Consider the following 25,762-nt stretch of genomic DNA (forward strand, 5'->3'; position numbering starts at 1 on the left):
CTCAGTAGGCGAACGACAGCGGACGCTCAGCAGCATCCGGGTCGATGTGGTTGTCGGGGTTGTCGGGGCTGTGGTCGCGCTCGGAGTCCGCGACGCCCTCGATGGTGTAGCGGTGCATCAGGCGGTACCAGAACACCGCGAGCACGCCGTAGAGGAGCGTGAACGCGATCAGCGACGTGGCCACGGTTCCCGCGCTGACGACCGTGGACACCCCGTGCTGCGTCAACAGCCAGACGCCGTCGACCCCTGACGGGTTGGGCGCGACCACCCAGGGTTGGCGGCCCATCTCGGTGAAGACCCAGCCGAAGGACGACGCCAGGAACGGGGTCGCGAGCGCGACGATCGCCAACCGGCCGATCCACGGGCTCCCGCTGACCCGCCCACGACGGGTCACCCAGAACGCGAAGACCGCGAGCGCCGCCGAACCGAGGCCGAAGCCGATCATCAGGCGGAACGACCAGTACGTGATCGCGAGGTTGGGCTGGTAGGAGATCGGGTTGCCTGCGTCGTCGGTGAACCCGTACTTCTCCTCGTACTGCTTCTGCAGGTCCTGCACGCCGGGGAGCGGGGCACTCCAGTCCCCGCTGGCCAGGAACGACGTGAGCCCGGGAATCTCGATGATGTGGTTGACGCCCTCGCACGAGTTGCTGAGGTCACCGATGGCCAGCAGCGAGAACGACGCACCGTCCACGGTCTCGCACAGGGCCTCGGCCGACGACATCTTCATCGGCTGCTGCTGGAACATCAGCTTGGCCTGCTGGTCGCCGCTCAGCGCGACCCCGACTCCCGCGAGGAACATGACGACGACGCCCAGGACGACGGCGGGGCGGTAGACGTCGCGTGCCTTGTCGACCTGCCCGGCGCGCACCAGACGCACCATCCACCACGCCGCGATCCCGGCGACGAAGGTGCCCGCCGTGAGGAAGGCCGCCGTGATGGTGTGCGGGAACGCCGCCCACAGCGTCGAGTTGGTGAGCACGGCGCCGATGTCGTTCATCTCGGCGCGGCCGGTCGCCTCGTTCCAGACGGCGCCGACCGGGTGCTGCATCCAGGAGTTGGCCGCGAGGATGAAGAACGCCGACAGGTTGGTGGACAGCGCGACGGCCCAGATGGTGGCCAGGTGGATCTTCTTGGGGAGCTTGTCCCACCCGAAGATCCACAGCCCGAGGAACGTGGACTCGACGAAGAACGCGGCGAGTGCCTCCATGGCCAGGGGCGCCCCGAAGACGTCCCCGACGAACCGCGAGTACTCCGACCAGTTCATGCCGAACTGGAACTCCTGCACGATGCCGGTCGCCACACCGATCGCGAAGTTGATCAGGAGGAGCTTGCCGAAGAACTTGGTCAGCCGCAGCCAGCGCTCGTTGCCCGTGACCACCCAGATGGTCTGCATGATCGCGACCAGCGGTGCAAGCCCGATCGTGAGCGGCACGAAGATGAAGTGGTAGACGGTCGTGGCGCCGAACTGTAGGCGGGCCAGGTCGAGCGGGTCCACGGGATGCCTCCGTCGGGTGTCTGCAACGGTCCTCCCCATCCTGCCTCTAGCCGGGCCGTCTGAGTACAGGGACCTTCGGCACATGCGGACGCCGTGTCACATTCGGTAGGCCAGAGGGGACTCGGAGCTCCGGAGCCAGGCTCCGCACGAGCGGCAGGGCGGTTGCGTCGGCGCGGTGCAGCTCGGCGTGGTGCAGTTCGGAGTGGCAGCACGCGACGACCGGTCGCTGTGCGATACTGGCCGCGGCTCCCTGGGCGACCACACCGTCACGGGACCCTTGAGCTCGCAGCATCAGCTTGTCGTGCGCGCCAGCCGCCGCCCTGCCAGTCGGACGCCCCAGATCGGGACGCCGGCCAGGCCTCGCAGGCGATGGCGCCGACTCGGTGCAGCAGCCACGACCGCCGACTTTCCGTCGCCGCGCAGAACGCGTGCGACGACCGACCTGCCGAGTACCGCCTGATGTGTGGGTGGCGATGCTCGGTACCCAGGAGCACTTCGCGTGACCGACGAATCCACCCGTACCCAGCAGGACGCAGCAGCAACGACGGACGCCGGGGCCGGAGCGCCACCGTCCCCCCCGCGTCGCCGCCGTGCCACCCGTGTCACCGCCGCGCCGAGCAACGATGCACCGGCCGAGGCCATCACGACGCTGCCGACCCCGCAGCCCGAGCCCGTGGCGGCGCCGGTCGCAATCGAGCCGGCCGAGGTCGCTGCGCCCGCGGCACCCGTCAAGAAGTCCCGCCGCGTGACCCGAACCGTCGTTCCGGTGACCTCGGAGCAGGCCGTCGAGACGACCACCGAGACGACCGCCGCCGAGGGCTCCGCTGTCCCGGCTGAGCCTGTCGAGGCGCCGGCCGTCCTGCCCGCGGACGCCACGACCCCCGACGACGCACCGCCTGCCAAGGCGCCGCGTCGTCGCCGCGCCAGCGCGCGCCCCGTCGCGACGCCGGAGCCCATCGCCGAGACCGAGCCCTCGGACGTCGCCGAGACCGAGCCCTCGGACGTCGTCGAGACCCCGGAGGACGTCGAGCCCGAGGTCGCCGAGGAACCGAAGTCGACGCCGACGATCGACGTCCTGGCCGAGTTCGCATCGAGCGCACCTGCCGCACCTGCCGCACCCGCGTCCAGCACCACCAGCACGACGACGACCGGTCCGCGGCTCGCGACCACCGCGCTGCTCTTCCAGGCTCCGGAACCGAGCGCGACCCGCCCGCGGCGCCGTCGTGCGCAGGCCGGCACCGGATCGCCCGAGGAGATCTCCGAGGCCGCGCACCGGGTCGAGCCGGAGGCCGTCGTCGAGGCCGTCCAGGACGTCGAGGTCGACGTCGAGGTCGAGGCCGACGTCGTCGCGACGGAGACCGGGACGTCATCGGCGTCGCGCGGCTCTCGTCGACGGGGCCGGCGGGGTCGCAGCGGCACCGCTGCGGGTTCCGACGACTCCCTGGATGCGGTTGCCGAAGACCTGGAGGCCGCGTTCGCACGTGACCTCGCGCAGGACCTCGCACAGTCTGACGAGGGTGCGGACGAGAACGTCGAGGACCAGGACGACGACGAGGACGACGAGGGTGCCGAAGGCGGCGGGACGGGTACCGGTGCGCCGCGCCGTCGTCGTCGCCGGGGCGGTCGTGGCCGTCGAAGCCGTTCCGACTCGCCGGCCGGTCCGGGCGCGTCCGACGAGGACGAGGACGACACCGACGAGCACGCCGCGGCGGACGACGCCGACGGCTCCGACGAGGCCGACTCGGACGAGTCCGGCGCCGACGAGGGCGGGACGAGCCGTCGTCGGCGCCGTCGTCGTCGCGGCTCCTCCGGTGGTTCGGGCGACGGCGGCGAGCCGCGCGCGGCTCGCACCCGGGCGCCCAGCGACGAGGTCACCGCGCTGCGTGGCTCGACGCGTCTGGAGGCCAAGCGCCAGCGCCGCCGGGACGGTCGGGACGCCGGTCGTCGTCGGCAGATCATCACCGAGTCCGAGTTCCTGGCCCGCCGTGAGTCGGTCGAACGCACGATGATCGTCCGCGAGAAGAACGCGCGGACGCAGATCGCGGTGCTCGAGGACGGCGTGCTGGTCGAGCACTACGTGTCCAACCAGGCGCAGACGTCGATGGTCGGCAACGTCTACCTCGGTCGCGTGCAGAACGTGCTGCCCAGCATGGAGGCGGCCTTCGTCGACGTCGGCAAGGGCCGCAACGCCGTGCTGTACGCGGGCGAGGTCAACTGGGACGCCACGGGCCTCGAGGGCGGCTCCGCGCGCCGGATCGAGCAGGCGCTGAAGTCCGGCGACCCGGTGCTCGTCCAGGTCACCAAGGACCCGATCGGGCACAAGGGTGCCCGGCTGACCTCGCAGGTCACGCTCGCCGGCCGGTACCTGGTCTACGTCCCCGGTGGCGGCATGACCGGCATCAGCCGCAAGCTCCCGGACACCGAGCGCAACCGCCTCAAGCGGATCCTGCGTGAGATCGTCCCCGAGGCGGCCGGCGTCATCGTGCGCACCGCCGCCGAGGGCGCCTCGGAGGACGAGCTGCGCGCCGACATCGCCCGCCTGCAGGGCCAGTGGGAGGCGATCGAGAAGAAGTCGAAGACCGCGTCCGCGCCCGCACTGCTGCAGGGCGAGCCGGACATGGCCATCCGCGTGGTCCGGGACATCTTCAACGACGACTTCTCGAAGCTCGTCGTCGAGGGTGCCGAGGCGTGGTCGACGATCTCGTCGTACATCGACGAGCTGGCACCGGACCTCGCGCAGAAGGTCGAACGCTGGACCTCGCAGACGGACGTGTTCTCCGTGCACCGCATCGACGAGCAGCTGGCCAAGGGCATGGACCGCAAGGTCTGGCTGCCCTCGGGCGGCTCGCTGGTGATCGACCGCACCGAGGCGATGACCGTCGTCGACGTCAACACCGGCAAGTTCACCGGTTCCGGCGGCACGCTCGAGGAGACCGTGACGCGCAACAACCTCGAGGCCGCCGAGGAGATCGTCCGTCAGCTCCGGCTGCGTGACATCGGCGGGATCATCGTCATCGACTTCATCGACATGGTGCTCGAGTCGAACCGCGACCTCGTGCTGCGCCGACTCGTCGAGTGCCTGGGTCGCGACCGCACCAAGCACCAGGTCGCGGAGGTCACGTCCCTGGGTCTGGTGCAGATGACGCGCAAGCGGGTCGGCCAGGGCCTGGTCGAGGCGTTCAGCGAGACGTGCGAGCACTGCCACGGCCGCGGCTTCATCGTGCACGACGAGCCGATCGAGAAGGCCAACCAGCGCCCCGACGCCGGCGAGCAGCTCCCGCCGTCGAACGGTGACGGCGCCGCCCCGCGGTCCCGCCGCAAGCGTGGTGGGACGGCCAAGGAACCGATCCTGCACCTGCCGCACGTCGGCGTTCCCGTCCTGCCGGAGGCCCGTGAGGCCGTCAAGGCGACCCTCGCGACCATCGCGGCGGCAGCGGCGCACGCGCACGAGCACGAGCACGAGCACGCTGCTGCCGTGGTCCTCGACCAGGAGGCGCCCGCGCACGAGGTCACCGAGGTGGAGACCGAGCAGGCCAGCCCGGCGGCTGCGCTGGACGTCTTCGCGGAGCTCGCGGTCTCGCACCCCGGTGCCGGCACCACGACGACCGACGAGCCGGCCGACGGCGAGGTCGAGGAGCTGGAGCTGACCCCGGTCCCGGCCGACGTGTTCGAGTCCGACGACGAGGCTGGGGACGAGTCTGTAGACCAGTCCCACACGGAGTCCGCCGACGAGCCCGTCGACGAGCCGGTCGACGAGCCCCAGCCGGCCGACGAGTCCGCGAGCGAGACCGAGCACGAGTACGACCAGCACTGAGCCCGACCCCCCGGGGCGGCGTGCGTTGTGTCACGTCGCCGCCGGGGGAGCCGTCCAGGTTTGACCCGCAGCCGTGTGGTCCGTACTCTTGAACGTCGGCGCGTCGTGTGCGCGCTGATCATGTGTGCCGCCTGATCCTGAGGATCGGCGTCGACGCGAACCCCCCACGGGACCGGCGCAGACCGGTGGTGCGGGATGTGCGCGGGCGCTGGGGGCAGGTACGAGCAAGTTCTACGACATTCGCAGTTCGACGAGCAGAGATGAGCAGCAACGTGGTGTACGCGATCGTGAAGGCTGGCGGCCGCCAGGAGAAGGTCGCTGTCGGCGACGTCGTCGTCGTCGACCGCCTCTCCGCGCAGGCCGGCGCGACCATCGAGCTGCCCGCCCTGCTGCTCGTCGACGGTGCGACGGTCACCACCGACGCCTCGGCGCTGGCCAAGGTGAAGGTCACGGCGGAGGTCGTGCGGGACGAGAAGGGTCCCAAGATCGACATCCTCAAGTACAAGAACAAGACCGGCTACCGCAAGCGCCAGGGTCACCGCCAGAAGCTGACCCGCCTCAAGGTCACCGGCATCTCCTGATCTCGCGCCGCGGCCGATGGCTGCGGACCCCCACACTCTGAGCACGAAAGCAGGAATGTCATGGCACACAAGAAGGGCGCGAGCTCCTCGCGCAACGGTCGCGACTCGAACGCCCAGCGCCTCGGCGTCAAGCGGTTCGGTGGCCAGGTCGTCAAGGCCGGCGAGATCATCGTCCGCCAGCGCGGCACGCACTTCCACCCCGGCGTGAACGTCGGCCGTGGCGGCGACGACACGCTGTTCGCGCTCGCCCCCGGTGCCGTCACGTTCGGCACGCGCCGTGGGCGCAAGGTCATCGACGTCGTGGTGGCTGCTGAGGTCTGAGTGTTGTGACGCGCGGCATCGGTCCGCGTCAGGTATTCGTGGAGGGGCGCACCGGTGCGGTGCGCCCCTTTCGCGTGTGAGTATCGAACGAGAGCAAGAAGAGAGGTTCAGCCGTGGTGACATTCGTCGACCGGGTCGTGCTGCACGCGACCGGCGGTGACGGTGGGCACGGTTGTGCGTCCATCCACCGGGAGAAGTTCAAGCCGCTCGCGGGCCCCGACGGGGGCAACGGCGGCAATGGTGGATCGGTGATCATCGAGGTCGACCCGCAGGTCACGACGTTGCTCGACTACCACCACCTGCCGCACCGGCACGCCCCGTCGGGCACCCAGGGCATGGGCGACCACCGCTCGGGCTCGACGGGCGGCGACCTCGTGCTCGGTGTCCCGGACGGCACGGTGGTCAAGGACGTCGAGGGCAACGTGCTGGCAGACCTCGTCGGCGTGGGTGCCCAGTACGTCGCAGCCCCCGGCGGCCGCGGTGGCCTGGGCAACGCGGCCCTGGCGTCGGCCCGCCGCAAGGCCCCCGGCTTCGCGCTGCTGGGGGAGCCCGGCGAGGCGCACGACGTCGTGCTCGAGCTCAAGACGATCGCGGACGTCGCCCTCGTCGGCTACCCGAGCGCCGGCAAGTCGAGCCTCGTGGCCGCCATCTCGGCGGCCCGTCCGAAGATCGCCGACTACCCGTTCACGACGCTGGTGCCCAACCTCGGCGTCGTCCAGGCCGGCACCGCCCGGTACACCGTCGCCGACGTCCCCGGGCTCATCCCGGGCGCGTCCGAGGGCCGCGGCCTGGGCCTGGAGTTCCTGCGCCACATCGAGCGCTGCGCGGTCATCGTGCACGTTCTCGACTGCGCGACCCTCGAGCCGGACCGCGACCCGATCTCGGACCTCGACGTCATCGAGGCCGAGCTCGCGACGTACGCGGGCGACCTGAGCATCGAGGGTGGTCGGGTGCCGATCACCGAGCGACCGCAGATCGTCGTGCTCAACAAGATCGACGTGCCCGAGGCGCGCGACCTGGCCGAGCTGGTCAAGCCCGAGCTCGAGGCCCGTGGGCTGCGCGTGTTCGAGGTGTCGACAGCCAGCCACGAAGGTCTGCGACCGCTCACGTTCGCGCTCGGAGAGATCGTCGACAAAGCTCGTCGAGACGCACCTGTGCCCGAGAACACGCGGGTCGTCCTGCGTCCCAAGGCCGTCGACGATGCGGGGTTCACGGTCACGCGGCGCGAGGTCGAGGGCCAGGGCGTCTACTTCTGGATCCGTGGCGACAAGCCTGAGCGCTGGGTCCGCCAGACGGACTTCTCGAACGACGAGGCCGTCGGCTACCTCGCCGACCGGCTCGCGCGCCTCGGCGTCGAGGAGCAGCTCTTCAAGACCGGAGCCGTGCCCGGCGACGAGGTGCGGATCGGCCCCGAGCACAATGCGGTCGTCTTCGACTGGGAGCCGACGCTCATGACCGGCGCCGAGTTCCTGGGCGGCCCTCGCGGCGTCGACCTGCGCATCGAGGACCGGTCGCGTCCGACGCGTGGTGAGAAGCGTCAGGAGTACAAGGAGCGCATGGACGCCAAGACGGAGGCGCGCGAGGAGCTCTGGACCGAGCGCGAGGCCGGCGTGTGGACGGACGCGGCCTCCGAGTGACGTCCGGCTCGCGGATATCAACCGGGATCTGCCCTGTTCGCGCGGCAGAATGCCGGTCGTGACCGTCGACGCCCTGCAGGACCGCCAGCAGCTGGTCACCGCGTCTCGCGTCGTCGTGAAGATCGGCTCCTCGTCCCTGACGACCCCCGACGGTCGGCTCGCGCCGGAGCGTCTGAACGCGCTGGTCGACGTGCTCGCGGCGCGGCGCGCGGCCGGGGGCCAGGTCGTGCTGGTGTCGTCCGGGGCCATCGCGGCCGGGATCGGGCCCCTCGGCCTGGCGGCTCGTCCGAAGGACCTGGCGACCCAGCAGGCCGCCGCCTCGGTGGGCCAGGGGCTCCTCGTCGCGCACTACACGGCGGCGTTCGCGCGGCACGGGCTGCAGGTCGGGCAGGTGCTGCTGACCGCGGACGACACGGTCCGACGCGTGCACTACCGCAACGCGCACCGGGCCCTGACGCGCCTGCTCGACCTCGGCATCGTGCCGGTGATCAACGAGAACGACGCCGTCGCCACCGACGAGATCCGGTTCGGCGACAACGACCGCCTGGCCGCCCTCGTCTCGCACCTCGTGCACGCCGACGCGCTCATGCTGCTCAGCGACGTCGACTCGCTCTACACGGGACCGCCCTCGCGGGACGGCTCCCGGCGCATCGCCTCGGTGGTCGTCGCGGAGGACCTCGAGGGGATCGACGTGGCCTCGCGGGGGAGCGCCGTGGGCACGGGCGGCATGGTGACCAAGCTGGAGTCGGTGGCGATCGCGACCCAGTCGGGCGTCCCGGTGATCCTGACGTCTGCGGCCCAGGCCGCGCAGGCGCTCGCCGGCGAGGACGTCGGCACCTGGTTCACCGCGACCGGTCGGCGCACGTCGATCCGCAGGCTCTGGCTCGCGCACGCCGCGCACACCCGCGGTCGGCTCGTGCTCGACGCCGGTGCCGTGCGTGCCGTCGTCGAGCGGGGGACCTCGCTCCTGCCTGCGGGTGTGACCGGGTTCGAGGGGGCCTTCGAGGAGGGCGACCCCGTCGAGCTCGTCGGCCCGGACGGCGCGCTGATCGGCCGCGGGCTCGTGGCCTACGACGCGAGCGAGGTGCCCGGGCTGCTCGGCCGCTCGACGCAGGACCTGCGCGCCGAGCTCGGCCCCGGCTACGACCGGGAGCTCGTCCACCGCGACGACCTGGTCCTGGTCCGCAAGCGCCGCTAGCCCGCGCTTCGTCCCCGCAACGTCCGCACTCGGTGGGGTTACTGCCCCCACGAGTGCGGACGTTGCCGAGATCGGGAGTTCTCCGCGAACGACGAAGGGGCGGGCCGACGCTGCGGCCCGCCCCTTCGTGCGGTGTCAGCTACCGATCCACGCCTGCGTCAGCTGGTCGAGGCGCGAGTCCGCACCCAGCTGCACGTCGTGCACGTCGCTGTTCAGGCCGAGGAACGTGGTCAGCTCGTGCACCGGGACCACGTGGTGCTGCGTGACCAGTCGCTCCTGCGCGTCCGCGAGGACGGCGTTGCGTTCCGTCGCGTCGCCGATGGTCAGCTGCTTCTGCAGGAGGGTCTCGAGGTCGGGGTCGGCGATCTTGTAGAAGTTCGTCGCCGCCGTCGAGTACTGCGTGCGCAGGACGTCACCGTCGGCCCGGCTGAGGTTGCCCCACACCAGGTCGAACGAGCCGTCCTTCAGCTTCGCCTGGAAGTCCGGCACCGTGCCGCTCCAGAGCTGCGCGTCGATGCCGTTGGCCTTGAGCTCCTGCTGGATGAGCTCGACCGAGGTCTGGTTCGGGGAGAAGTTCGTGATCCAGACCAGGACTGGGGCCAGCGGCTTGCCGTCCTTGGCGTAGATGCCGTCCGATCCCTTGGCCCAGCCGGCCTTCTCGAGGACCGACGCCGCCTTCTTCGGGTCGGTCACGATGTCCTTGCTGACGTCGGCGACGCCCGGCGTCGTGCTCGCCAGCGGCCCTTCGGCGACCGCGAAGCCGTCGTTGAGGGCCGTGTCGCGGACCTCGGTCGGGTTGACGGTGAGCGCGATGGCCTCGCGGACCGCCGGGTCCGAACCGAGTGCGCCGGCCTCGTTGAACGTGAGGCCGAACGTGATGCCGGGGTTGGCCCGGCTCACGAGGTCGAATCCGGAGTCCTTCAGGGTCGCGATGTCGGTCGGCTGCACGCCGCCGATCACGTTCACCTGGTCGGAGGTCAGCGCTCCCGTGCGCACGCCCGCCTCGGGGATCACCTGGAACGTGACGGAGTCGAGGTGGGCGTTGCCGGTGTTCGTGCGGCCGTCGGGGCCCCAGGCGTACTCGGGCCGGGCCTTCAGCACGGTCTCCGTGTCCTTCGTGTAGTGGTCGAGCGTGAAGGGCCCGGTGCCGACGACACCCGTGCCGCTGGCGCGGTCGTCGAACGGGATCGCGAGCGTGGAGTCGGCGACGATCCCGAGGGCGACCGCGGACGTCGCCTGCGGGAACGCCGCGTTCGGCGCCTTGAAGGCGACCTTCACCGTCAACGGGCCGACGGCGGTCGTGCCCACGTAGCCGGTGAAGTTCGGTGCCGCGGAGCTCTTGGCACCCGCCGCGACCGCGTCGTCGAAGGTCTTCTTCACGGAGTCTGCGGTGAACGGCGTGCCGTCGGAGAACGTCACGCCGTCGCGCAGCGTGAAGGTGAACTCGGTCGCGTCGGCGTTCGCCTCCCACGTCGTGGCGAGCCAGGGCTTCAGCGAGCCGTCGGCGGGGTCCTGCCAGAGCAGGGAGTCGACGATCTGGCGGGTCACGTACAGGGTGTCGTTGCCGGAGCCGATGCCGGACGGGTTCAGCGAGATCGGGTCGTTCCCGATGGCGAACGTGAGGTCGCCGCCGTCGACCGGCGTGTCGGCGGCCTGCGAGGCGCTCGACGAGCTCCCGTCGCTGGCCGCGTCCGAGCCCGACGAGCAGGCGGCGAGCAGCAGGGCGGTGGTGGCGATGCCGGCCAGGAGGACGGCGTGACGGCGCGAGGGTCGTCGGACGGACATGATCTGGTGCTCCTTGCTGAGGGTGGGTGAGGGCGCGCGGGGCTCAGTCGCGTCGACACGAGGTCACGACGCACCCCCTTGGCCGACGCGCACACGGCCGCCGGGGATGGCCGACAGCAGTTCGGCGGTGTACGGGTCGGCGGGTCGTGCGAACACACCCTCGACCGGGCCCTGCTCGACGATGCGGCCGCGCTGCAGGACGGCGACCTCGTGGGCCACCTGACGCACCACGGCGAGGTCGTGCGAGATGAACAGGTAGGACAGCCCGAGCTCCGCCTGGAGCTGGGCCAGCAGGTCGAGGATCTGCGCCTGGACCGAGACGTCCAGCGCGGACACGGGCTCGTCCAGGACGACCAGCTCGGGCTTCAGCGCGAGGGCGCGGGCGATCGCGACGCGCTGTCGCTGCCCGCCCGAGAGCTCGGCAGGTCGGCGCAGGAGGACCGTGCGGGGCAGCGCGACGACGTCCAGCAGCTCGGCGGCCCGGGCGGCGCGCTCGGTCCGCGACCCGACCCCGAACGCGTTCAGAGGCTCGGTGATGATCCGCTGGACGGAGAAGCGCGGGTCGAGCGAGGCATAGGGGTTCTGGTAGACCACCTGCATCCGGCGACGCAGCAGCCGGAGCGCGGCTCCGTGGGTGTGGGTGACGTCGACGCCGTCGACCAGCACCGACCCAGACGTCGGCTCCGCGAGCCGCAGCGCGAGCCGGGCGGTGGTCGACTTGCCCGACCCGGACTCGCCGACGAGCGCGAGGGTGCGACCCTTCGGCAGGACGAACGAGACGTCGTCGACCGCCCGGAGCGTCCCGCCCCCGGCGGAGCGGGGGAGCGTGAAGTCCTTGGTCAGCCTCCGCACCTCGAGGACCGGGACGGCGGACGGGGGCACGGGCGCGGCGATGACGCGGGCTCCGCGCAGGCTGGGCGCCGCGGCCAGCAGCTCGCGCGTGTACGGGTCGCTCGGCGAGCCGAGCACCTCGTCGGGAGTGCCCTGCTCGACGACCCGTCCCTGGGACATCACGACGATGCGGTCCGCACGGTCGGCGGCCACGCCCAGGTCGTGCGTGATGAGCAGCACGCCGGTACCTGCTCCCGTGGTCAGCTGCTCGAGATGGTCGAGGATCTGGCGCTGCACCGTGACGTCGAGTGCGCTCGTGGGCTCGTCGGCCACGAGCAGGCGCGGCTTCGCGGCGAGCGCGATGGCGATGAGCACGCGCTGGCGCATACCGCCCGAGAGCTCGTGCGGGTACTGGCGGGCGCGGACCTCCGGATCGGACAGCCCCGCGCGCCGGAGCGCCTCGACGGCCTCGAGGTCGGCGTTCTTGCGGTCGGCGAGACCGTGGATGCGCAGGACCTCCGCAACCTGCTCGCCGATCCGCGTCACGGGGTTGAGGGACACGGTCGGGTCCTGCGGGACGAGTCCGACCAGGATGCCGCGGACGTTCCGCAGCGCCCGCTGGGAGGCGTTGACGACGTCATGGCCGAGGAGGTCGATGCTGCCGTGGTCGACGACCGCGGCCGGTGCGAGCAGCCGGACCACCGCCGCGGCGGTGGTCGACTTGCCGGAACCCGACTCGCCGACGACCGCGACGGTCTCGCCGGCGTCGACGTGCAGGGAGACGTCCCGGACGGCGCGAACGGTGCCTCGTCGGGTCCGGTACGCGACCTCGAGGTCGGTGACGGTCAGCAGGCGCTCGCTCACAGGACGTTCCCCTCCTGCCGGTCGATCGCCCGGGAGATGCGGCCGGCCGCCAGCACCGTGAGCGCGATCGTCAGACCTGGCAGCGTGGTGAGCCACCAGGACGTGCGCAGGTAGTCGCGCCCGCCCGAGACGAGGGCTCCCCACTCGGGCGCGGGCGGTGGAGCGCCGAACCCGAGGAAGCTCAGTGCGGACACCGCGAGGATGGCGGTGCCGAGCTGCAGCGCTGCCAGGACGACGACAGGACCGGACGCGTTGGGCAGCACGTGCTGGAACAGCACGGACCACCAGCGGCTGCCTCCGGCGTGCGCTGCCTCGACGTACACCGACGACCGCACGCGCAGGACCTCGGACCGCATGATCCGCGAGACGGTCGCCACGCTGGCCAGGCCGACGGCGACGGCCACCTTGACGGTCCCGAACCCGAGCGCGGTGATCAGGGCGAGCGAGAGCAGCAGGGCCGGGATGGAGAGCAGCACGTCGACGATCCGCATGACGACGTCGTCGAACACCCCCCCGACGAAACCGGCCAGGAGGCCGACGACCGCGCCGACGAGCAGGCCGACCCCGACCGCCACGAGGGCAGCCTCGAGGGTCAGGTGCGTGCCGTGCACCACCCGCGTGTACAGGTCGCGTCCGAGCTGGTCCGTGCCGAACCAGTGGGCCGACGACGGACCCTGCAGCTTGTCCGCGGGAACGCCGACGAGGGGGTCGCCGGGCGCGAGGAGGCTCGGCGCGAAGGCGGCGAGGAGCACCACGGCGATCCAGGCCGCCGCGATCAGCAGCCCGGGCGTGCGCAGGAGGTCACGGAGCCAGGCGAACCGGCCGCGGGCCTGGGCGTCCTGCCGGTCGCGCAGGGCGTCGGCGAGGCGGTCCTTGGAGGTGGTGGCGAAGTCGTCGACCGTCGGGTCGTCGAGGAGGTCGGTCATGTCACACCCCCGCCGTCGCGGGCTCGAGCGCGGGAGCGGCCTGGGCCCCAGGGGCGACCTTGGCCGCCCGTGGGTGGCGCACGATCCGGGGGTCGAGCAACGGGTAGAGCAGATCCACCGCCAGGTTGACCAGGACGAACACCGCGGCGGCGAACAGCACGATCCCCTGCACCACCGGGATGTCCTGCGCGCTGACCGAGGTCGCGGTGAGTCGGCCGATCCCCGGGCGGGAGAACACGGTCTCGGTGACCACGGCCCCGGCGAGGAGCTCGCCGATGACCAGGCCGATCACCGTGAGGGCGGGGAGCGAGGCGTTGCGCAGCGCGTGCCGGAAGTGGACACGCACCGGGCCCGCGCCCTTCGCGCGTGCGGTGTCCACGTACGGCTGCCGCAGGCTGTGCTGGAGGCTCCGGGACAGCATCTGCGCGATGATCGCGGCCGTCGGCACGGCCAGCGTCACCGCCGGGAGCACGATCGAGGAGAAGCCCTTGTTGCCGACGGCCGGGAAGATCGGGTGGGCGAACGAGAACCACTGCACGAGCATCAGGCCGAACCAGAAGGACGGGATCGCGACGCCGAGCGGCGGCAGACCGAGGAGGGCGTTGGACAGTCCGCGCGAACGGGCGAGGGTGGCGACGACGGCCAGCCCACCGCCCACCACGAGCGCGAGCAGGAACGCGGCGGCGGCGATGGACGCGGTCGACGGGACGGCGTCGGCGATCAGGGCGGCGACGGGGCGGTGCAGGACGACCGACGAGCCGAGGTCTCCGTGCAGGGCGGCGCCCAGGTGCGTGACGTACTGCGCCGGCAGGGGCTGGTCGAGCCCGTACTGCGCTCGCAGCGCGTCGAGCTGCGCCGGGGTGACGTCCGAGGAGTCGCTCCCGTACATCAGCGAGACGGGGTCACCGGGCAGCGCGTAGAGCACGACGAACGAGACCGTGTAGGCCGCCCAGAGCACCAGGAGCGCCTGCCCGAGACGGGCGAGCACGTAGCGGTTCATCGTGGGCCCCGGCGGTAGGCGCGCATCGGTCGTACCTCGCTTCGTCATCTGTGCTTGCACGGCGGGTGCCGTGCCGGGTCGTCACCTGGAGCACCCCGTCACGGGAAGGGTTGCTGTCCGACCAACCAGGGTTTGTCGCCGGAGCTCGAGACCGGCCGTGAAAGTAGGGACCCGGTCGGTCGTCGTCAACGGTCTGCCGGGACGTCTCACGAACTGGACAGGGCGCCCGCAGACCGAGATGTGAGACGTCTGCCGTCGACCGTTGACTTCCGTCCCGTCGCCGCAGACGCTCCCGCCGCCCGTCGACACAGCGCTGACCAGCTCACCAGGGGAACCATGTCCGTCGTCCTCGTCCCGTCCACCCTCGAGGCCCGCTACGGCGGGATCGCTCCGGCCGACGTCGCCAGCAGCGACGTCATCGAGCTCCAGCTCGCGCACCGCTCGGTGCGGCGCTATCTGCCCGACGACGTCTCGGACGCCGAGCTCGCCGCCGTCGTCGCCGCCGCGCAGTCCGCCGCGACCAGCTCGAACCTCCAGCTGTGGAGCGTCGTCGCGGTCCGCGACGAGGAGCGCCGCGCGGCTCTGGCCGCGCTCGCAGGCAACCAGGCGCACATCAGCCAGGCGCCGCTGCTGCTCGTCTGGCTGGTCGACCTCGGCCGCGCCCACGCCATCGCCGCGGCGCACGACGCGCCTACCGAGGGCGCCGACTTCCTCGAGACGGCGGTCGTCGGTTTCGTCGACGCCGCCCTGGCCGCACAGAACGCGGCGCTCGCGGCCGAGTCGCTGGGGCTGGGCACCGTGTACATCGGAGCGCTACGCAACAGTCCGGCCGAGGTCGCCGACCTGCTGCACCTGCCGCGTCACGTCTTCGCCGCCTTCGGGCTCGTCGTCGGGCGGCCCGACCTGTCCGAGAACACGCGGGTGAAGCCACGTCTGCCCCAGTCGGCCGTGCTGCACCACGAGGTCTACGACGACGCGGAGCACGCGGACGCCGTCGCCGGCTACGAGGAGCGCATCGGAGACTTCTACGCCGCCGAGGGGCTGTCGCACTCCTGGGTCGAGCGGCTGCTCGCCCGGTTGTCGGGCCCGGAGGCGCTCAACGGTCGTGACCAGCTCCGCTCGGCGCTCGAGGCGCAGGGGTTCGAGCTGCGATGAGCACAGCCACGATCACGATCACCGCAGTGCCGTGGACACACCCGCACGCGGGGCGGCTGCGCGACCTGATGGACGAGGAGCTGGGCGCCCGCTACGCCGACCTGAGAGCACTGCGCGGGCCGCGCGTGCCGGTCGAGCCCGCCTCCGTGCTGGTGACGTTCGTCGCGTACGACGGCGAACGCCCGGTCGCTACGGCTGCACTGCGCCGTGCGCACGGGTTCTACGAGGTCAAGCGCGTGTTCGTCGCCGCATCGCACCGCCGCGTCGGCCTCGCAGCCCGCCTGCTCGGCGCACTCGGCGACCGGGCGTCGGCGGCCGGGGTGCGGACCCTCGTGCTGCAGACCGGGACGCGTCAGCCGGAGGCCGTCGCCCTGTACGAGCGGGAGGGCTGGCAGGCAGCTCCGGCATTCGGTGAGTACGTCGGCGACGAGCTCAGCCTGTGCTTCGCCAAGGAGCTGTCATGAGCCGCGCTCTCGGTCCGCTCTCCGTGTCGCCCGTCGGTCTCGGCGGCATGTCGCTGACCGGTGCGTACGGCACGGCCGACCGCGAGGAGTCGGTGGCGACCGTGCTGCGCGGCCTCGACCTCGGGGTGACGTTCTTCGACACCGCCGACGTGTATGCGGACGGAGAGAACGAGCGCCTGCTCGGTCCGCTGCTCGCGCCCCACCGGGACCGGGTGGTGCTGGCCACGAAGGTCGGCCTGGGCGTGGCCGGGCGCGAGGTGGACGGTCGGCCCGAGCACGTGCACCAGGCGATCGACGCGAGCCTGCAGCGGCTGGGCTGGGACCACGTCGACCTCTACTACCTGCACCGGGTCGACCCTCAGGTGCCGATCGAGGAGACCGTCGGTGCGCTCGCGGACGTGGTGCGGGCGGGCAAGGCCCGGCACGTCGGCCTGTCGGAGGCGTCCGCCGCGACGATCCGGCGCGCGCACGCCGTGCACCCGATCGCGGCCGTCCAGAGCGAGTACTCGCTGTTCCACCGCGGAGCCGAGGACGAGGTGCTGCCCACGCTGCGGGAGCTCGGCATCGGCTTCGTGCCGTTCTCTCCGCTCGGGCGGGGGATCCTCACCGGCGCCGTGACGTCGACCGCCTTCGACCCGGGCGACACGCGCGCACGCCACGAGCGCTACCAGGGGGAGGCGTTCGCGTCGAACGTGCGCCTCGTCGAGCGGCTGAGCGCGCTCGCCGACGCCCGCGGCGTGCCCGTCGCGCGGCTCGCGCTCGCCTGGGTGCTCGCGCAGGGCGACGACATCGTCCCGATCCCCGGCACACGGCACGCGGACCACCTCGCGTCCAACGTGGCTGCCGCCGACCTCGTGCTCGACGACGCCGACCTGGCCGCGATCGTCGACGCCGTGCCCGCCGGCGCGGTCGTCGGTGTCCGGCACCCGCAGCCGCACCTGCTGGACGGCTGACGCGCACCGATGACGACCACCTCTGACGTCCGGGAGGCGCCGGCCGGACCCGTGGTCCGGTCCCGGGTGCTCGCGGTCTGCCTCGTCGTGGGGTTCGCGACGCTCGTGGACCAGGCGATCCTGACGGTCGCCGTCCCCTCGATCCGCGGGTCGCTGTCGGCCGGCACGAGCGAGGTCCAGTGGATCCTCGCGGCCTACTCGTTGGCGTTCGCGGTCGCCCTGGTCCCCGCCGGGCGGCTCGGAGACGCACGTGGGCGCCGCGCCCTGCTCATCGGGGGCGTCGCCGCCTTCTCGGTGTTCAGCCTCGTCGGCGCGACGGCGCACGACCCGGCCGTGGTCGTGATCGCCCGGCTTCTTCAGGGCGCCGGTGCAGGTACCGCGAACCCGCAGGTCATCGGCCTCGTCCAGGATCACTTCCCGGGACGCGAACGGACACGCGCCCTCGGCCTGTACGCGACCGTCGGGGCCTTCGCGGGCGTGGTCGCGCCGTTGATCGGCGGGACCGTCATCGGCGTCGCCGGAACACCGGACGCCTGGCGCTGGGTCATGGTGTTCAACGTCCCCTTCGGCCTGGCTGCGGCCGTGCTGGGATGGCGCTGGCTCCCGCGCCGCTCGACGGTCCCTCGGACGCCCGACCTCGACCTGACCGGGCTCGGTCTGCTCGCCGCGGCGACTGTCGCGTTGCTGGTACCGGTCGTCGTGGTCAGCGGAGGCGGCGACCGCGCGACCGGCCCTGCCGGGATCCCGACCGTCGCGTACGCGACGCTGTTCGCTCTCGCGGTGGCGGGCTTCGTACTGTGGGAGCGTCGCTACGCGCGGCGCGGCCGCACCCCGATCCTGCTGCCGCAGCTGATCGGCAACCGTGGCTTCGCGCTCGGCACGGCCGTGGCGATGTTCTCGTTCGGTGCCGCCCTGGGTTCCTCGCTCGTGCTCACCCTCTTCCTGCAGGAGGGCCTCGGGCTGACCGCCCTGCACGCGGGTCTCGTCTCCACGCCTGCCGCCGTGATCGGTGGCGTGGCGTCCGCGCTCGCCTGGCGGATCTCCGGCGGACGCGGTCGTTCCGCAGTGACGTGGAGCTTCGGCGTGGTCGTGCTCGGCACGCTGGCCACCCTCGCGCTCGTCGTGCTCGCGCCGCCGACCGCCGCGGTGGTCGGCATCACGATCACGCTGGTCGTCACGAGCGCGGCCGGTGGCCTGGCGGCCGTGCCCAACCAGTCGTTGACGCTCGGGCACGCCACCGCCGGTGCGCACGGGCTCGCCGCCGGCTTCCTGCAGGTGTCCCAGCGCATCTCGTCGACCGTCTGCATCGCGGGACTGGGAGGCGTGGTGCTCGCGTCGGCCGTACCCGGCGACCTCGGGTCCTACCGGCGAGCGACTGCCACCGGTCTCGCGATCACGGCTGGCCTGGTCCTGTGCGGCGCCGTCTGCTCGTGGCTCGACCGCACGCCCCGCTCGTCCGTCCCGACCCAGGACGTCACGACGCAGACCGTCCCGACGACGTCCGCCCTGTTCACGGCCGCCCGGTCGTAAAACCACGAGGAGAACACCATGACCGAGACCGCATCCCGTCCCGGCGCCCCCGCCGAGCACCTCAGCCTGGAGGAGGCAGCAGCGCTCGCGCCCGCGGTCAGCGCCCAGGAAGCCGCCGAGCGCGTCGCAGACGGCGCGTTCCTGCTGGACGTCCGCAGCGACGCCGGGCGGTCTCGCACGGGAGCCATCCCCGGCGCGACCGTCGGCGACCGGTACGCCATCGACGACGAGTTCGACCTCGCGGCCGCCACGCGCCACGCGCCCGTGGTCTCGTTGGACACGCCGATCGTGGTCGTCTGCGGCTCGGTGCGCGGCTCGGGGCCCGTCGCCGCGGAGCTGCGGGCGAAGGGCTTCACCGACGTCGTCCACGTCGACGGCGGCTTCGGTGCCTGGAAGGAGGCGGGGCTGCCCGCCAAGGAGCCGACGGCCTGATGAGCGTCCCCTCCACCGCGTTCCTCGACGAGCTGCGCGCGCTCACGGAGCGGCGCCGCGCATCCTTCGTCCCGCTGACGTCCCCGTTCGACGGGGCGGACGAGGCGTCGCGCGCCCTCGTGCGGGCAGCGGCGAGCGCCGGGGAGGGCGACGTCCTCGATGTCGCGCGCGCGATCCACTCCCACCCGGAGGAGGCGTTCCGCGAGGTCCGCTCGGTCGCGGCGATCGCGGATCTGCTCGGTTCGCGCGGTGTTCCCACGACGGTCGGTTCGCACGGACTCTCGACGGCGCTCCGGGCGGGCTTGACCAAGGTCGGACCCGACGACGGCGCTGTTCGGGCGGACGCCGGTCCGACGATCGCGATCCTCGCGGAGTACGACGCCCTGCCCGACGTCGGTCACGCGTGCGGGCACCACCTGATCGCCGGCGCCGCGACCGGGGCGTTCCTCGCGCTGGTCCGGGCGGTCGGGAGCGGCCTCGACCTGCCGGGCCGTGTCCTGCTGCTGGGCACGCCGGCGGAGGAGGGGAGCTCGGGCAAGGAGATCCTGGCGCGCAACGGGTTCTTCGCGGGCGTGGACGCCGCGATCATGGTCCACCCGTTCGGCTTCGACGTCGTCGACCACCCGTTCCTCGGCCGTCGGCAGCTGCGCGTCACGTACCACGGGGTCGCCGCGCACGCGTCGGCGAGCCCGTTCATGGGGCGCAACGCCCTCGACGCCGTGGCGCTGAACTACCAGGCGGTGGCGATGCTCCGCCAGCACATCCCACCGAGCGACCGCGTGCACGGCGTGGTGCTCGAGGGCGGGACCCGGCCGAGCGTGGTGCCCGAGCGGGCCACCGTCGAGTACTACGTCCGCTCGGCCAGCCCGACGACCCTCAAGGACCTGTCCGAGCGTCTGGCGGACATCGCGCGCGGTGCCGCCCTGGCCACGGGCACCACGGCCGAGCTCGTCTGGGACACCGCACCGTTCACGCTCCCGGTCCGGACCAACGGCCCGCTGGGGGAGCGCTGGGCCGTGCACCAGGCCGGTCAGGGGCGGACCGTGCTGGCCGGCGGCGTCGTCCCGGAGCTCCTTGCGGCGTCCACCGACTTCGGGAACGTCAGCGTGCGGCTGCCGGGCATCCACCCGATGATCGCGGTCAGCGACCCCGACGTCGCGCTGCACACCCGCGAGTTCGCGGAGGTCGCCGGCGGTCCACGGGGGGACGCGGCCGCGATCGACGGCGCGGTAGGGCTCGCGCTGACGGCGCTCGACTACCTCGCCGACCCGGCTCTGCGGGCGGCCGTCACGCAGGACTTCGAGGACGCCGGCGGCGTCCTGGACGTCGAGGGGTACTTCTCATGAGCGAGCTGCTCCGGTGCCCCGTTGCTCGAACGAAGGAGACGGCATGAGCGTCGACGTGCGGACCGCGCGGCCCGACGAGTACGACGCGGTCGCAACGCTGACCGAGCACGGGTTCGCGACGGGGCCGTTCGGCCCGTCCCAGGATCCGGCGCGGCTCGCTCTCCTGCGCGACGCCGCCGGCCGGGCAGCGGCCGGCGACCTGCTCGTCGCCGCGGACGGGGACCGGTTGCTCGGCACCGCGAGCCTGCTGCGCCCCGATTCCGGGTACACCCGGCAGGCCCGGGACGGCGAGGCCGAGCTCCGGCTGCTCGCCACGGCGCCGGACGCGCGCGGACAGGGCGTCGGCGCGGCCCTGCTGGCAGCGTCGGTCGATCGCGCACGCGCGTGGGGCGTCTCGGCGCTGGTGCTCGACACCGGCGCACGCAACGTGGCCTCCCAGCGGCTCTACCACCGGCTCGGGTTCGAGCGGCTGGTCGAGCGCGAGTCCGTCGAAGGTCTGGTCGTGTTCGGTTACGACTTCTCGCGGACCGGCCTGGTCGTCCGCCTCGTCGCGCCGCACGAGTACGAGCGCGTCGCCGAGCTGTCGGTGGAGGCCTACGCGCACGACTACGACATCTCCGACGAGTACCGCACGTCGCTGGCCGACGTGGCGACCCGGGCGCGCGAGCACGAGGTCTGGGTAGTCGAGGACCTGGCGACCGGCGAGCTGCTCGGGACGGTCGCCACCCCGCGGCCGGGAGGGCACATCTCGCCGCTCGGCCAAGAAGGTGAGCTCGACTTCCGGCTGCTCGCGGTCTCCCCGGCCGCCCGGCGCCGGGGGATCGGGGCCCTGCTCACCGAGCACGTGATCACCCTGGCCCGCCGGCGCAGCCTCGACCGCGTCGTCATGAACTCCGGACCCCAGATGCTCGGCGCACACGCGCTCTACCACCGCCTCGGCTTCGTCCGGCTCACCGATCGTGAGACCCGGGTCGTCGCCGGCGGCACCCTGCTCGCCTTCGGGTTCGACACCGCCCCACTAGCGCAAGGAGCACGTCCGTGAAGTTCCAGGTCCTCGACATCGTCCCGCACGGCCCCCACCCCGTCACCGGCGAGCTGCTCGACCCGTCCACCCGGCTGGAGCGCGTCGTCGAGACCGCGGTGCTCGCCGAGCAGCTCGGGCTCGAATCGTTCGCGGTGGGGGAGCGGCACGCCGGTGACTTCCTGTCGTCGTCGCCGACCGTCCTGCTCGGCGCGCTCGCGCAGGCGACGGAGCGGATCCTGCTCAGCACGGGTGTGACCGTGCTCAGCCTGCTCGACCCCGTCCGTGTCGCCGAGGACTACGCGACCATCGACCTGCTCTCGCGCGGGCGGCTGGAGATCGTCATCGGCAAGGGCAACGAGGACCGGCACTTCCCGCTGTTCGGGCTCGCGCTGGAGCACCAGTACGACTACCTGGAGGAGAACTACGAGCTCCTCAAGCGCCTGCTCGGCGAGGAGCACGTCGACTGGCAGGGCACGTTCCACGCACCGCTGACCGACGCCACGACGCTCCCGCGTCCGTACGACGGCCCCTTCCGCATCTGGCACGGCTCGGCGACCAGCACGATCGCGGTCGACCTCGCCGCCAAGCACGGCGACCCCATCGTGTCCGCCAACGCCCTGCAGCCGCGCGAGAACTACAAGGTGCTCATCGACCGGTACCGCGAGCAGCTGGTCGCCCACGGGCACGACCCGTCCGTCGGCTACGTGGGCTCCGGCTCGGGTGGCCTGTTCCTGGCCGACACCACCGAGCAGGCGACCGAGGAGTACCGCGCGGTGTACGAGGGGTTCGCGGCGCGCATGGCGGCCCGGCACGTCGGCGAGACGCGGCCCGGCAAGGTCTCGTCGTTCACGCACATCGAGGACGCCGTCGAGCGTGGCCCGGCCCTCGTCGGCTCCCCGGAGCGTGTCGCGGAGAAGATCCTGGACTACCACGGCTCGTACGGGCACGACCTGCAGTCGGTCTCGCTCAACCCGGTGCTGCCGTACGAGCAGCAGAAAGACGTGCTGCGCCGGTTCGCCGAGGAGGTCGTCCCGCTGGTCCGTGCCGAGGTGTCGACGACCCTGTGGGGACCGCAGGATCCGGGTCGCGCCCGTGGCCTGGACCGCCTGCTGGCCGTCTGACGTGGCGGTCGAGTTCCTCGGCGCCGGGTACGGCAACCCGTCGACCGAGACCACGCCACTCGTCGGACCTGTGTGGGATCCCGGCTACACGCGGGAGATCGTGCGCGCGCACGAAGCGAGCGGCTGGGACCACGTGCTGTTCCCGTACGCGTCCGACGGTCCGGACCCCGCGCAGGCGGCGGCCTGGGCGGCGGCGCACACGGACCGTATCCGGCTGCGGGTCGCGCACCGCCCCAACGTCTCGGCGCCCACCTTCGCCGCCAAGACGTTCGCGACGCTCGACACCGCGTCCGGCGGGCGCGTCACCGTGCACCTCATCGCGGGCGGTCTGACCAGCGACCAGCGGGCCGAGGGTGACGACCTCGACAAGGACGCGCGCTACGACCGGCTCGCCGAGTACGCGATAGTGCTCCTGCAGTCGTGGACCTCGTCGCGGCCGTTCACGCACGTCGGCCCGTACTACCGCGCGCAGGAGTTCGTCCTGCGCGCTCGGTCGCCGGCGCGCCCTGGCCTCTCGGCGGGCGGAGCGTCGCGACGAGCCCTCGAGGTCGGTGCGCGCGTCGCCGACGTGTTCGCGTTCTTCGGCGAACCGCTGGCGGCGACCGCTGCGCAGGTCCAGCTGCTCCGGTCGTTCGCCGCCGCAGCAGACCGGCCGTCGCCGCGCCTGCAGATCGCGTTCCGGCCGATCGTCGCGCCCACGGACGAGGAGGCCTGGGCCAAGGCGCGTGCCATCCGCGCGCGCATCGACGAGCTGGCGGCGCCGCGGGCGGTCCGGACCCTGACCGAGGCGCCACGCGAACCGGGCAAGCTGCCTGAGAACACCGCGAACCTGCGCCTCGCCGAGCTGGCCGCGTCGGGGGAGCGGCACGACCGGGCGCTGTGGACCCCGACCGTCGCTGGTGCGGGCGGCCTGCCCACGAGCGCGACGGCTCTCGTCGGCTCGTACCGAACCGTCGCCGACGCCCTGCTGGACTACGTCGACCTGGGCTTCGAGATCTTCGGGCTGCGCGGGTACGACCTGCTCGCGGACGCGGTCGAGTTCGGCGAGAACGTCATCCCGCTGGTCCACGCGGGTGTGGCCGCTCGCGCCGGGACTACCCTGACCCCATGACCACGTCGCTCGAGCAGCCGCTCCTGCAAGCACCCGAGACGCCGGACGTCACGGCCGCTGTCCGCACCGTCGCGGAGCGCGCCAAGGTCGCGTCCCGCACCCTCGCCACCGCCACCCGCGCGACCAAGGACGCCGCGCTGCGTGCCATGGCCGACGCCCTGGTCGAGGCGACGCCGCAGATCATCGAGGCCAACGCGGTGGATCTGGAGCGCGGACGCGTCAACGGCACGTCCGCCGGTCTCCTGGACCGCCTGGAGCTCACACCGGAGCGGATCGTCGGGATCGCCGACGCCCTGCGTGAGCTCGCCGCGCTGCCCGACCCGGTCGGCGAGGTGGTCCGCGGCTCGACGCTGCCGAACGGGCTGCGCATGCGGCAGGTCCGCGTCCCGATGGGCGTCGTGGGCATGATCTACGAAGCCCGACCGAACGTGACCGTCGACGCCGCCGGGCTCGCGCTCAAGAGCGGCAACGCGGTGATCCTGCGCGGTGGGTCCGCCGCTGCGGCGAGCAACGAGCTGATCGTCGACGTCCTGTCGCGCGCCCTCGTCTCCCAGCGCCTGCCCGGTGCGCTCGTCCAGTCGATCGACGCGTACGGGCGCGAGGGTGCGGTCGCACTCATGCACGCCCGCGGGCTGGTCGACATCCTGGTCCCGCGCGGCGGAGCCGACCTGATCCAGACCGTCGTCCGCGAGTCGACCGTTCCCGTGGTCGAGACCGGCGTCGGCAACGTGCACGTCTACGTGGACGAGACCGCGGACCTCGCGATGGCGCTGCCCATCCTGCTGAACGCGAAGACGCAGCGTGTCGGGGTCTGCAACGCCGCGGAGACCCTTCTCGTCCACCGGGCGGTGGCCGACGAGTTCCTGCCGGTGGCGATCGCGATGCTCGCCGACGAGGGCGTGACGATCCACGGGTGTGAGGAAACTCTCGCGCTGGCACCCGAAGAGGCTGACGTGGTGCCGGCCACCGACGAGGACTGGGCGACGGAGTACCTCTCGCTCGACCTGGCTGTCCGCGTCGTCGACGACCTGGACGAGGCCCTGGAGCACATCCACCGCTGGAGCTCGGGGCACACCGAGGCGATCGTCACGCAGGACCTGGCCGCCTCCGAGCGGTTCGTGGCCGAGGTGGACTCCGCCGCGGTCATGGTCAACGCCTCGACGAGGTTCACCGACGGTGGTCAGCTGGGCCTCGGCGCGGAGATCGGCATCTCCACGCAGAAGCTGCACGCGCGAGGGCCGATGGGCCTTGCCGAGCTGACGACGACCAAGTGGATCGTGCACGGAGACGGGCACGTCAGGCCCTGAAACCACAGCCGATCGTGCGACACTGATCGCACCCGCCCCACCCCTGGAGGACTGTCGTGCGTGTTGCCGCTGAAGCTGCCGAGGCTGTGAACGAGCTGCCCTTCGAGCCGTGGGTCTTCGGCGTCGGCGCGTTCGTCGGGCTCGTCGCCATGATGCTCATCGCGTACGCGTTCAAGAGCGTCGGGACGCGCCACTGACCCGGACCCCCGGAGGGAGCGACCGCTCGCGCGGTCGAGGGATCGACGGAGGGATCGACCGATGACGCAGTCGTCCGTCCGGAGGCAGCGCCTCGGGGTCATGGGCGGCACGTTCGATCCCATCCACCACGGCCACCTGGTCGCCGCGAGCGAGGTCGCCGCGAGGTTCGACCTCGACGAGGTCGTCTTCGTCCCCACGGGTCAGCCGACGTTCAAGCTCGACCAGGCCGTGACGCTCGCGGAGCACCGCTACCTGATGACCGTCATCGCGACGGCGTCGAACCCGCGGTTCACCGTGAGCCGGGTGGACGTGGACCGAGCGGGTGTGACATACACCGTCGACACGCTCCGAGACCTCAAGACGGCGCGACCGGACGCCGAACTGTTCTTCATCACGGGTGCGGACGCCATCACGCAGATCCTGACGTGGAAGGATGCGGACGAGCTCTTCTCGATGGCGCAGTTCGTGGCGGTCACCCGCCCAGGACACGCGTTGTCGATCGACGGGCTCCCCGGGGATCGAGTCCAGGTCCTGGAGGTCCCAGCCCTGGCGATCTCGTCGACGGATGTCCGCGCACGCGAGAGTGCCGGGCAACCGGTGTGGTACCTCGTCCCGGACGGGGTTGTTCAGTACATCGCCAAGCACAGGTTGTATCGAGGAATGTCATGA

Annotated in this window: 21 protein-coding genes and 1 riboswitch; of the genes, 16 read left to right on the forward strand and 5 right to left on the reverse strand. The window is 72.1% G+C overall.

Annotated elements, in window-relative coordinates:
- Window position 1: 1 nt before the first annotated feature.
- Window positions 2–1,495 carry a cytochrome ubiquinol oxidase subunit I gene (locus I847_RS0114435; protein ID WP_028050266.1) on the reverse strand — a complete coding sequence of 498 codons (1,494 nt, stop codon included), beginning with the start codon at window positions 1,493–1,495 and terminating at the stop codon, window positions 2–4.
- A 499-nt stretch (window positions 1,496–1,994) separates the two neighbouring features.
- Between I847_RS0114435 and I847_RS23855 the strand changes: the two genes are divergently transcribed.
- The 5 genes from I847_RS23855 to proB all read left to right on the forward strand — a co-directional run bounded on the left by I847_RS23855 (window position 1,995) and on the right by proB (window position 9,046).
- The gene (locus I847_RS23855) at window positions 1,995–5,309 is read left to right on the forward strand and encodes an Rne/Rng family ribonuclease (protein ID WP_081680958.1); all 3,315 of its coding nucleotides are present in this window, start codon (window positions 1,995–1,997) and stop codon (window positions 5,307–5,309) included.
- Window positions 5,310–5,581: 272 nt separating this feature from the next.
- Window positions 5,582–5,890, forward strand: coding sequence for a 50S ribosomal protein L21 (gene rplU / locus I847_RS0114445; protein WP_196804576.1), 309 nt, complete (start codon window positions 5,582–5,584; stop codon window positions 5,888–5,890).
- A gap of 60 nt (window positions 5,891–5,950) precedes the next feature.
- Window positions 5,951–6,211, forward strand: a complete 261-nt coding sequence (gene rpmA, locus I847_RS0114450; protein ID WP_028050268.1) for a 50S ribosomal protein L27 — start codon at window positions 5,951–5,953, stop codon at window positions 6,209–6,211.
- A gap of 113 nt (window positions 6,212–6,324) precedes the next feature.
- Window positions 6,325–7,848 carry a GTPase ObgE gene (gene obgE / locus I847_RS0114455; protein WP_028050269.1) on the forward strand — a complete coding sequence of 508 codons (1,524 nt, stop codon included), beginning with the start codon at window positions 6,325–6,327 and terminating at the stop codon, window positions 7,846–7,848.
- 49 nt (window positions 7,849–7,897) lie between these two features.
- Window positions 7,898–9,046 carry a glutamate 5-kinase gene (gene proB / locus I847_RS0114460; protein WP_028050270.1) on the forward strand — a complete coding sequence of 383 codons (1,149 nt, stop codon included), beginning with the start codon at window positions 7,898–7,900 and terminating at the stop codon, window positions 9,044–9,046.
- A gap of 135 nt (window positions 9,047–9,181) precedes the next feature.
- On the opposite strand, the gene I847_RS0114465 is transcribed toward proB, so the two are convergent.
- From I847_RS0114465 to I847_RS0114480, 4 genes are all read right to left on the reverse strand, one after another.
- The gene (locus I847_RS0114465) at window positions 9,182–10,831 is read right to left on the reverse strand and encodes an ABC transporter substrate-binding protein (protein ID WP_028050271.1); all 1,650 of its coding nucleotides are present in this window, start codon (window positions 10,829–10,831) and stop codon (window positions 9,182–9,184) included.
- A gap of 63 nt (window positions 10,832–10,894) precedes the next feature.
- Complete coding sequence (locus tag I847_RS0114470) at window positions 10,895–12,526, reverse strand: ABC transporter ATP-binding protein (RefSeq protein WP_028050272.1); 1,632 nt, start codon at window positions 12,524–12,526, stop codon at window positions 10,895–10,897.
- Complete coding sequence (locus I847_RS0114475; protein ID WP_034610391.1) at window positions 12,523–13,452, reverse strand: ABC transporter permease; 930 nt, start codon at window positions 13,450–13,452, stop codon at window positions 12,523–12,525. Before I847_RS0114475 ends, I847_RS0114470 begins: the two co-directional genes overlap by 4 nt.
- Window position 13,453: 1 nt before the next feature.
- Window positions 13,454–14,500 (reverse strand): ABC transporter permease, encoded by a 1,047-nt coding sequence (locus tag I847_RS0114480; protein ID WP_231384234.1) that lies wholly within the window; start codon window positions 14,498–14,500, stop codon window positions 13,454–13,456.
- Window positions 14,498–14,605: riboswitch (SAM riboswitch) on the reverse strand. It overlaps the preceding gene by 3 nt.
- 183 nt (window positions 14,606–14,788) lie before the next feature.
- Here I847_RS0114480 and I847_RS0114485 point away from each other — a divergent pair.
- The 11 genes from I847_RS0114485 (at window position 14,789) to nadD (ending at window position 25,762) form a co-directional block, all read left to right on the forward strand.
- A complete protein-coding gene (locus tag I847_RS0114485; protein WP_028050275.1) occupies window positions 14,789–15,607 on the forward strand; it encodes a nitroreductase family protein in 819 nt (272 codons plus the stop codon).
- Window positions 15,604–16,071, forward strand: coding sequence for a GNAT family N-acetyltransferase (locus I847_RS0114490; RefSeq protein ID WP_028050276.1), 468 nt, complete (start codon window positions 15,604–15,606; stop codon window positions 16,069–16,071). Before I847_RS0114485 ends, I847_RS0114490 begins: the two co-directional genes overlap by 4 nt.
- Window positions 16,068–17,024 carry an aldo/keto reductase gene (locus I847_RS0114495; protein ID WP_034610394.1) on the forward strand — a complete coding sequence of 319 codons (957 nt, stop codon included), beginning with the start codon at window positions 16,068–16,070 and terminating at the stop codon, window positions 17,022–17,024. Before I847_RS0114490 ends, I847_RS0114495 begins: the two co-directional genes overlap by 4 nt.
- A gap of 9 nt (window positions 17,025–17,033) precedes the next feature.
- Complete coding sequence (locus I847_RS23860) at window positions 17,034–18,554, forward strand: MFS transporter (RefSeq protein ID WP_051274923.1); 1,521 nt, start codon at window positions 17,034–17,036, stop codon at window positions 18,552–18,554.
- 18 nt (window positions 18,555–18,572) lie between these two features.
- Complete coding sequence (locus I847_RS0114505; protein ID WP_028050278.1) at window positions 18,573–18,986, forward strand: rhodanese-like domain-containing protein; 414 nt, start codon at window positions 18,573–18,575, stop codon at window positions 18,984–18,986.
- Window positions 18,986–20,332: a M20 family metallopeptidase gene (locus I847_RS0114510; protein ID WP_028050279.1), complete on the forward strand. Its 1,347-nt coding sequence runs from the start codon at window positions 18,986–18,988 to the stop codon at window positions 20,330–20,332. The genes I847_RS0114505 and I847_RS0114510 overlap by 1 nt, the downstream gene beginning before the upstream one ends.
- Window positions 20,333–20,375: 43 nt before the next feature.
- Window positions 20,376–21,374, forward strand: a complete 999-nt coding sequence (locus I847_RS27445; protein WP_081680960.1) for a GNAT family N-acetyltransferase — start codon at window positions 20,376–20,378, stop codon at window positions 21,372–21,374.
- Complete coding sequence (locus tag I847_RS0114525; RefSeq protein WP_028050280.1) at window positions 21,371–22,477, forward strand: LLM class flavin-dependent oxidoreductase; 1,107 nt, start codon at window positions 21,371–21,373, stop codon at window positions 22,475–22,477. The genes I847_RS27445 and I847_RS0114525 overlap by 4 nt, the downstream gene beginning before the upstream one ends.
- On the forward strand, window positions 22,449–23,588 hold the full coding sequence (locus tag I847_RS0114530) for an LLM class flavin-dependent oxidoreductase (protein WP_231384235.1): 1,140 nt from the start codon (window positions 22,449–22,451) through the stop codon (window positions 23,586–23,588). The genes I847_RS0114525 and I847_RS0114530 overlap by 29 nt, the downstream gene beginning before the upstream one ends.
- The gene (locus I847_RS0114535) at window positions 23,585–24,895 is read left to right on the forward strand and encodes a glutamate-5-semialdehyde dehydrogenase (protein ID WP_034610398.1); all 1,311 of its coding nucleotides are present in this window, start codon (window positions 23,585–23,587) and stop codon (window positions 24,893–24,895) included. The genes I847_RS0114530 and I847_RS0114535 overlap by 4 nt, the downstream gene beginning before the upstream one ends.
- 258 nt (window positions 24,896–25,153) lie before the next feature.
- The gene (nadD, locus tag I847_RS0114545) at window positions 25,154–25,762 is read left to right on the forward strand and encodes a nicotinate-nucleotide adenylyltransferase (protein WP_028050283.1); all 609 of its coding nucleotides are present in this window, start codon (window positions 25,154–25,156) and stop codon (window positions 25,760–25,762) included.

Source organism: Cellulomonas sp. URHD0024 (genome assembly GCF_000426185.1).
Lineage (GTDB): Bacteria > Actinomycetota > Actinomycetes > Actinomycetales > Cellulomonadaceae > Cellulomonas.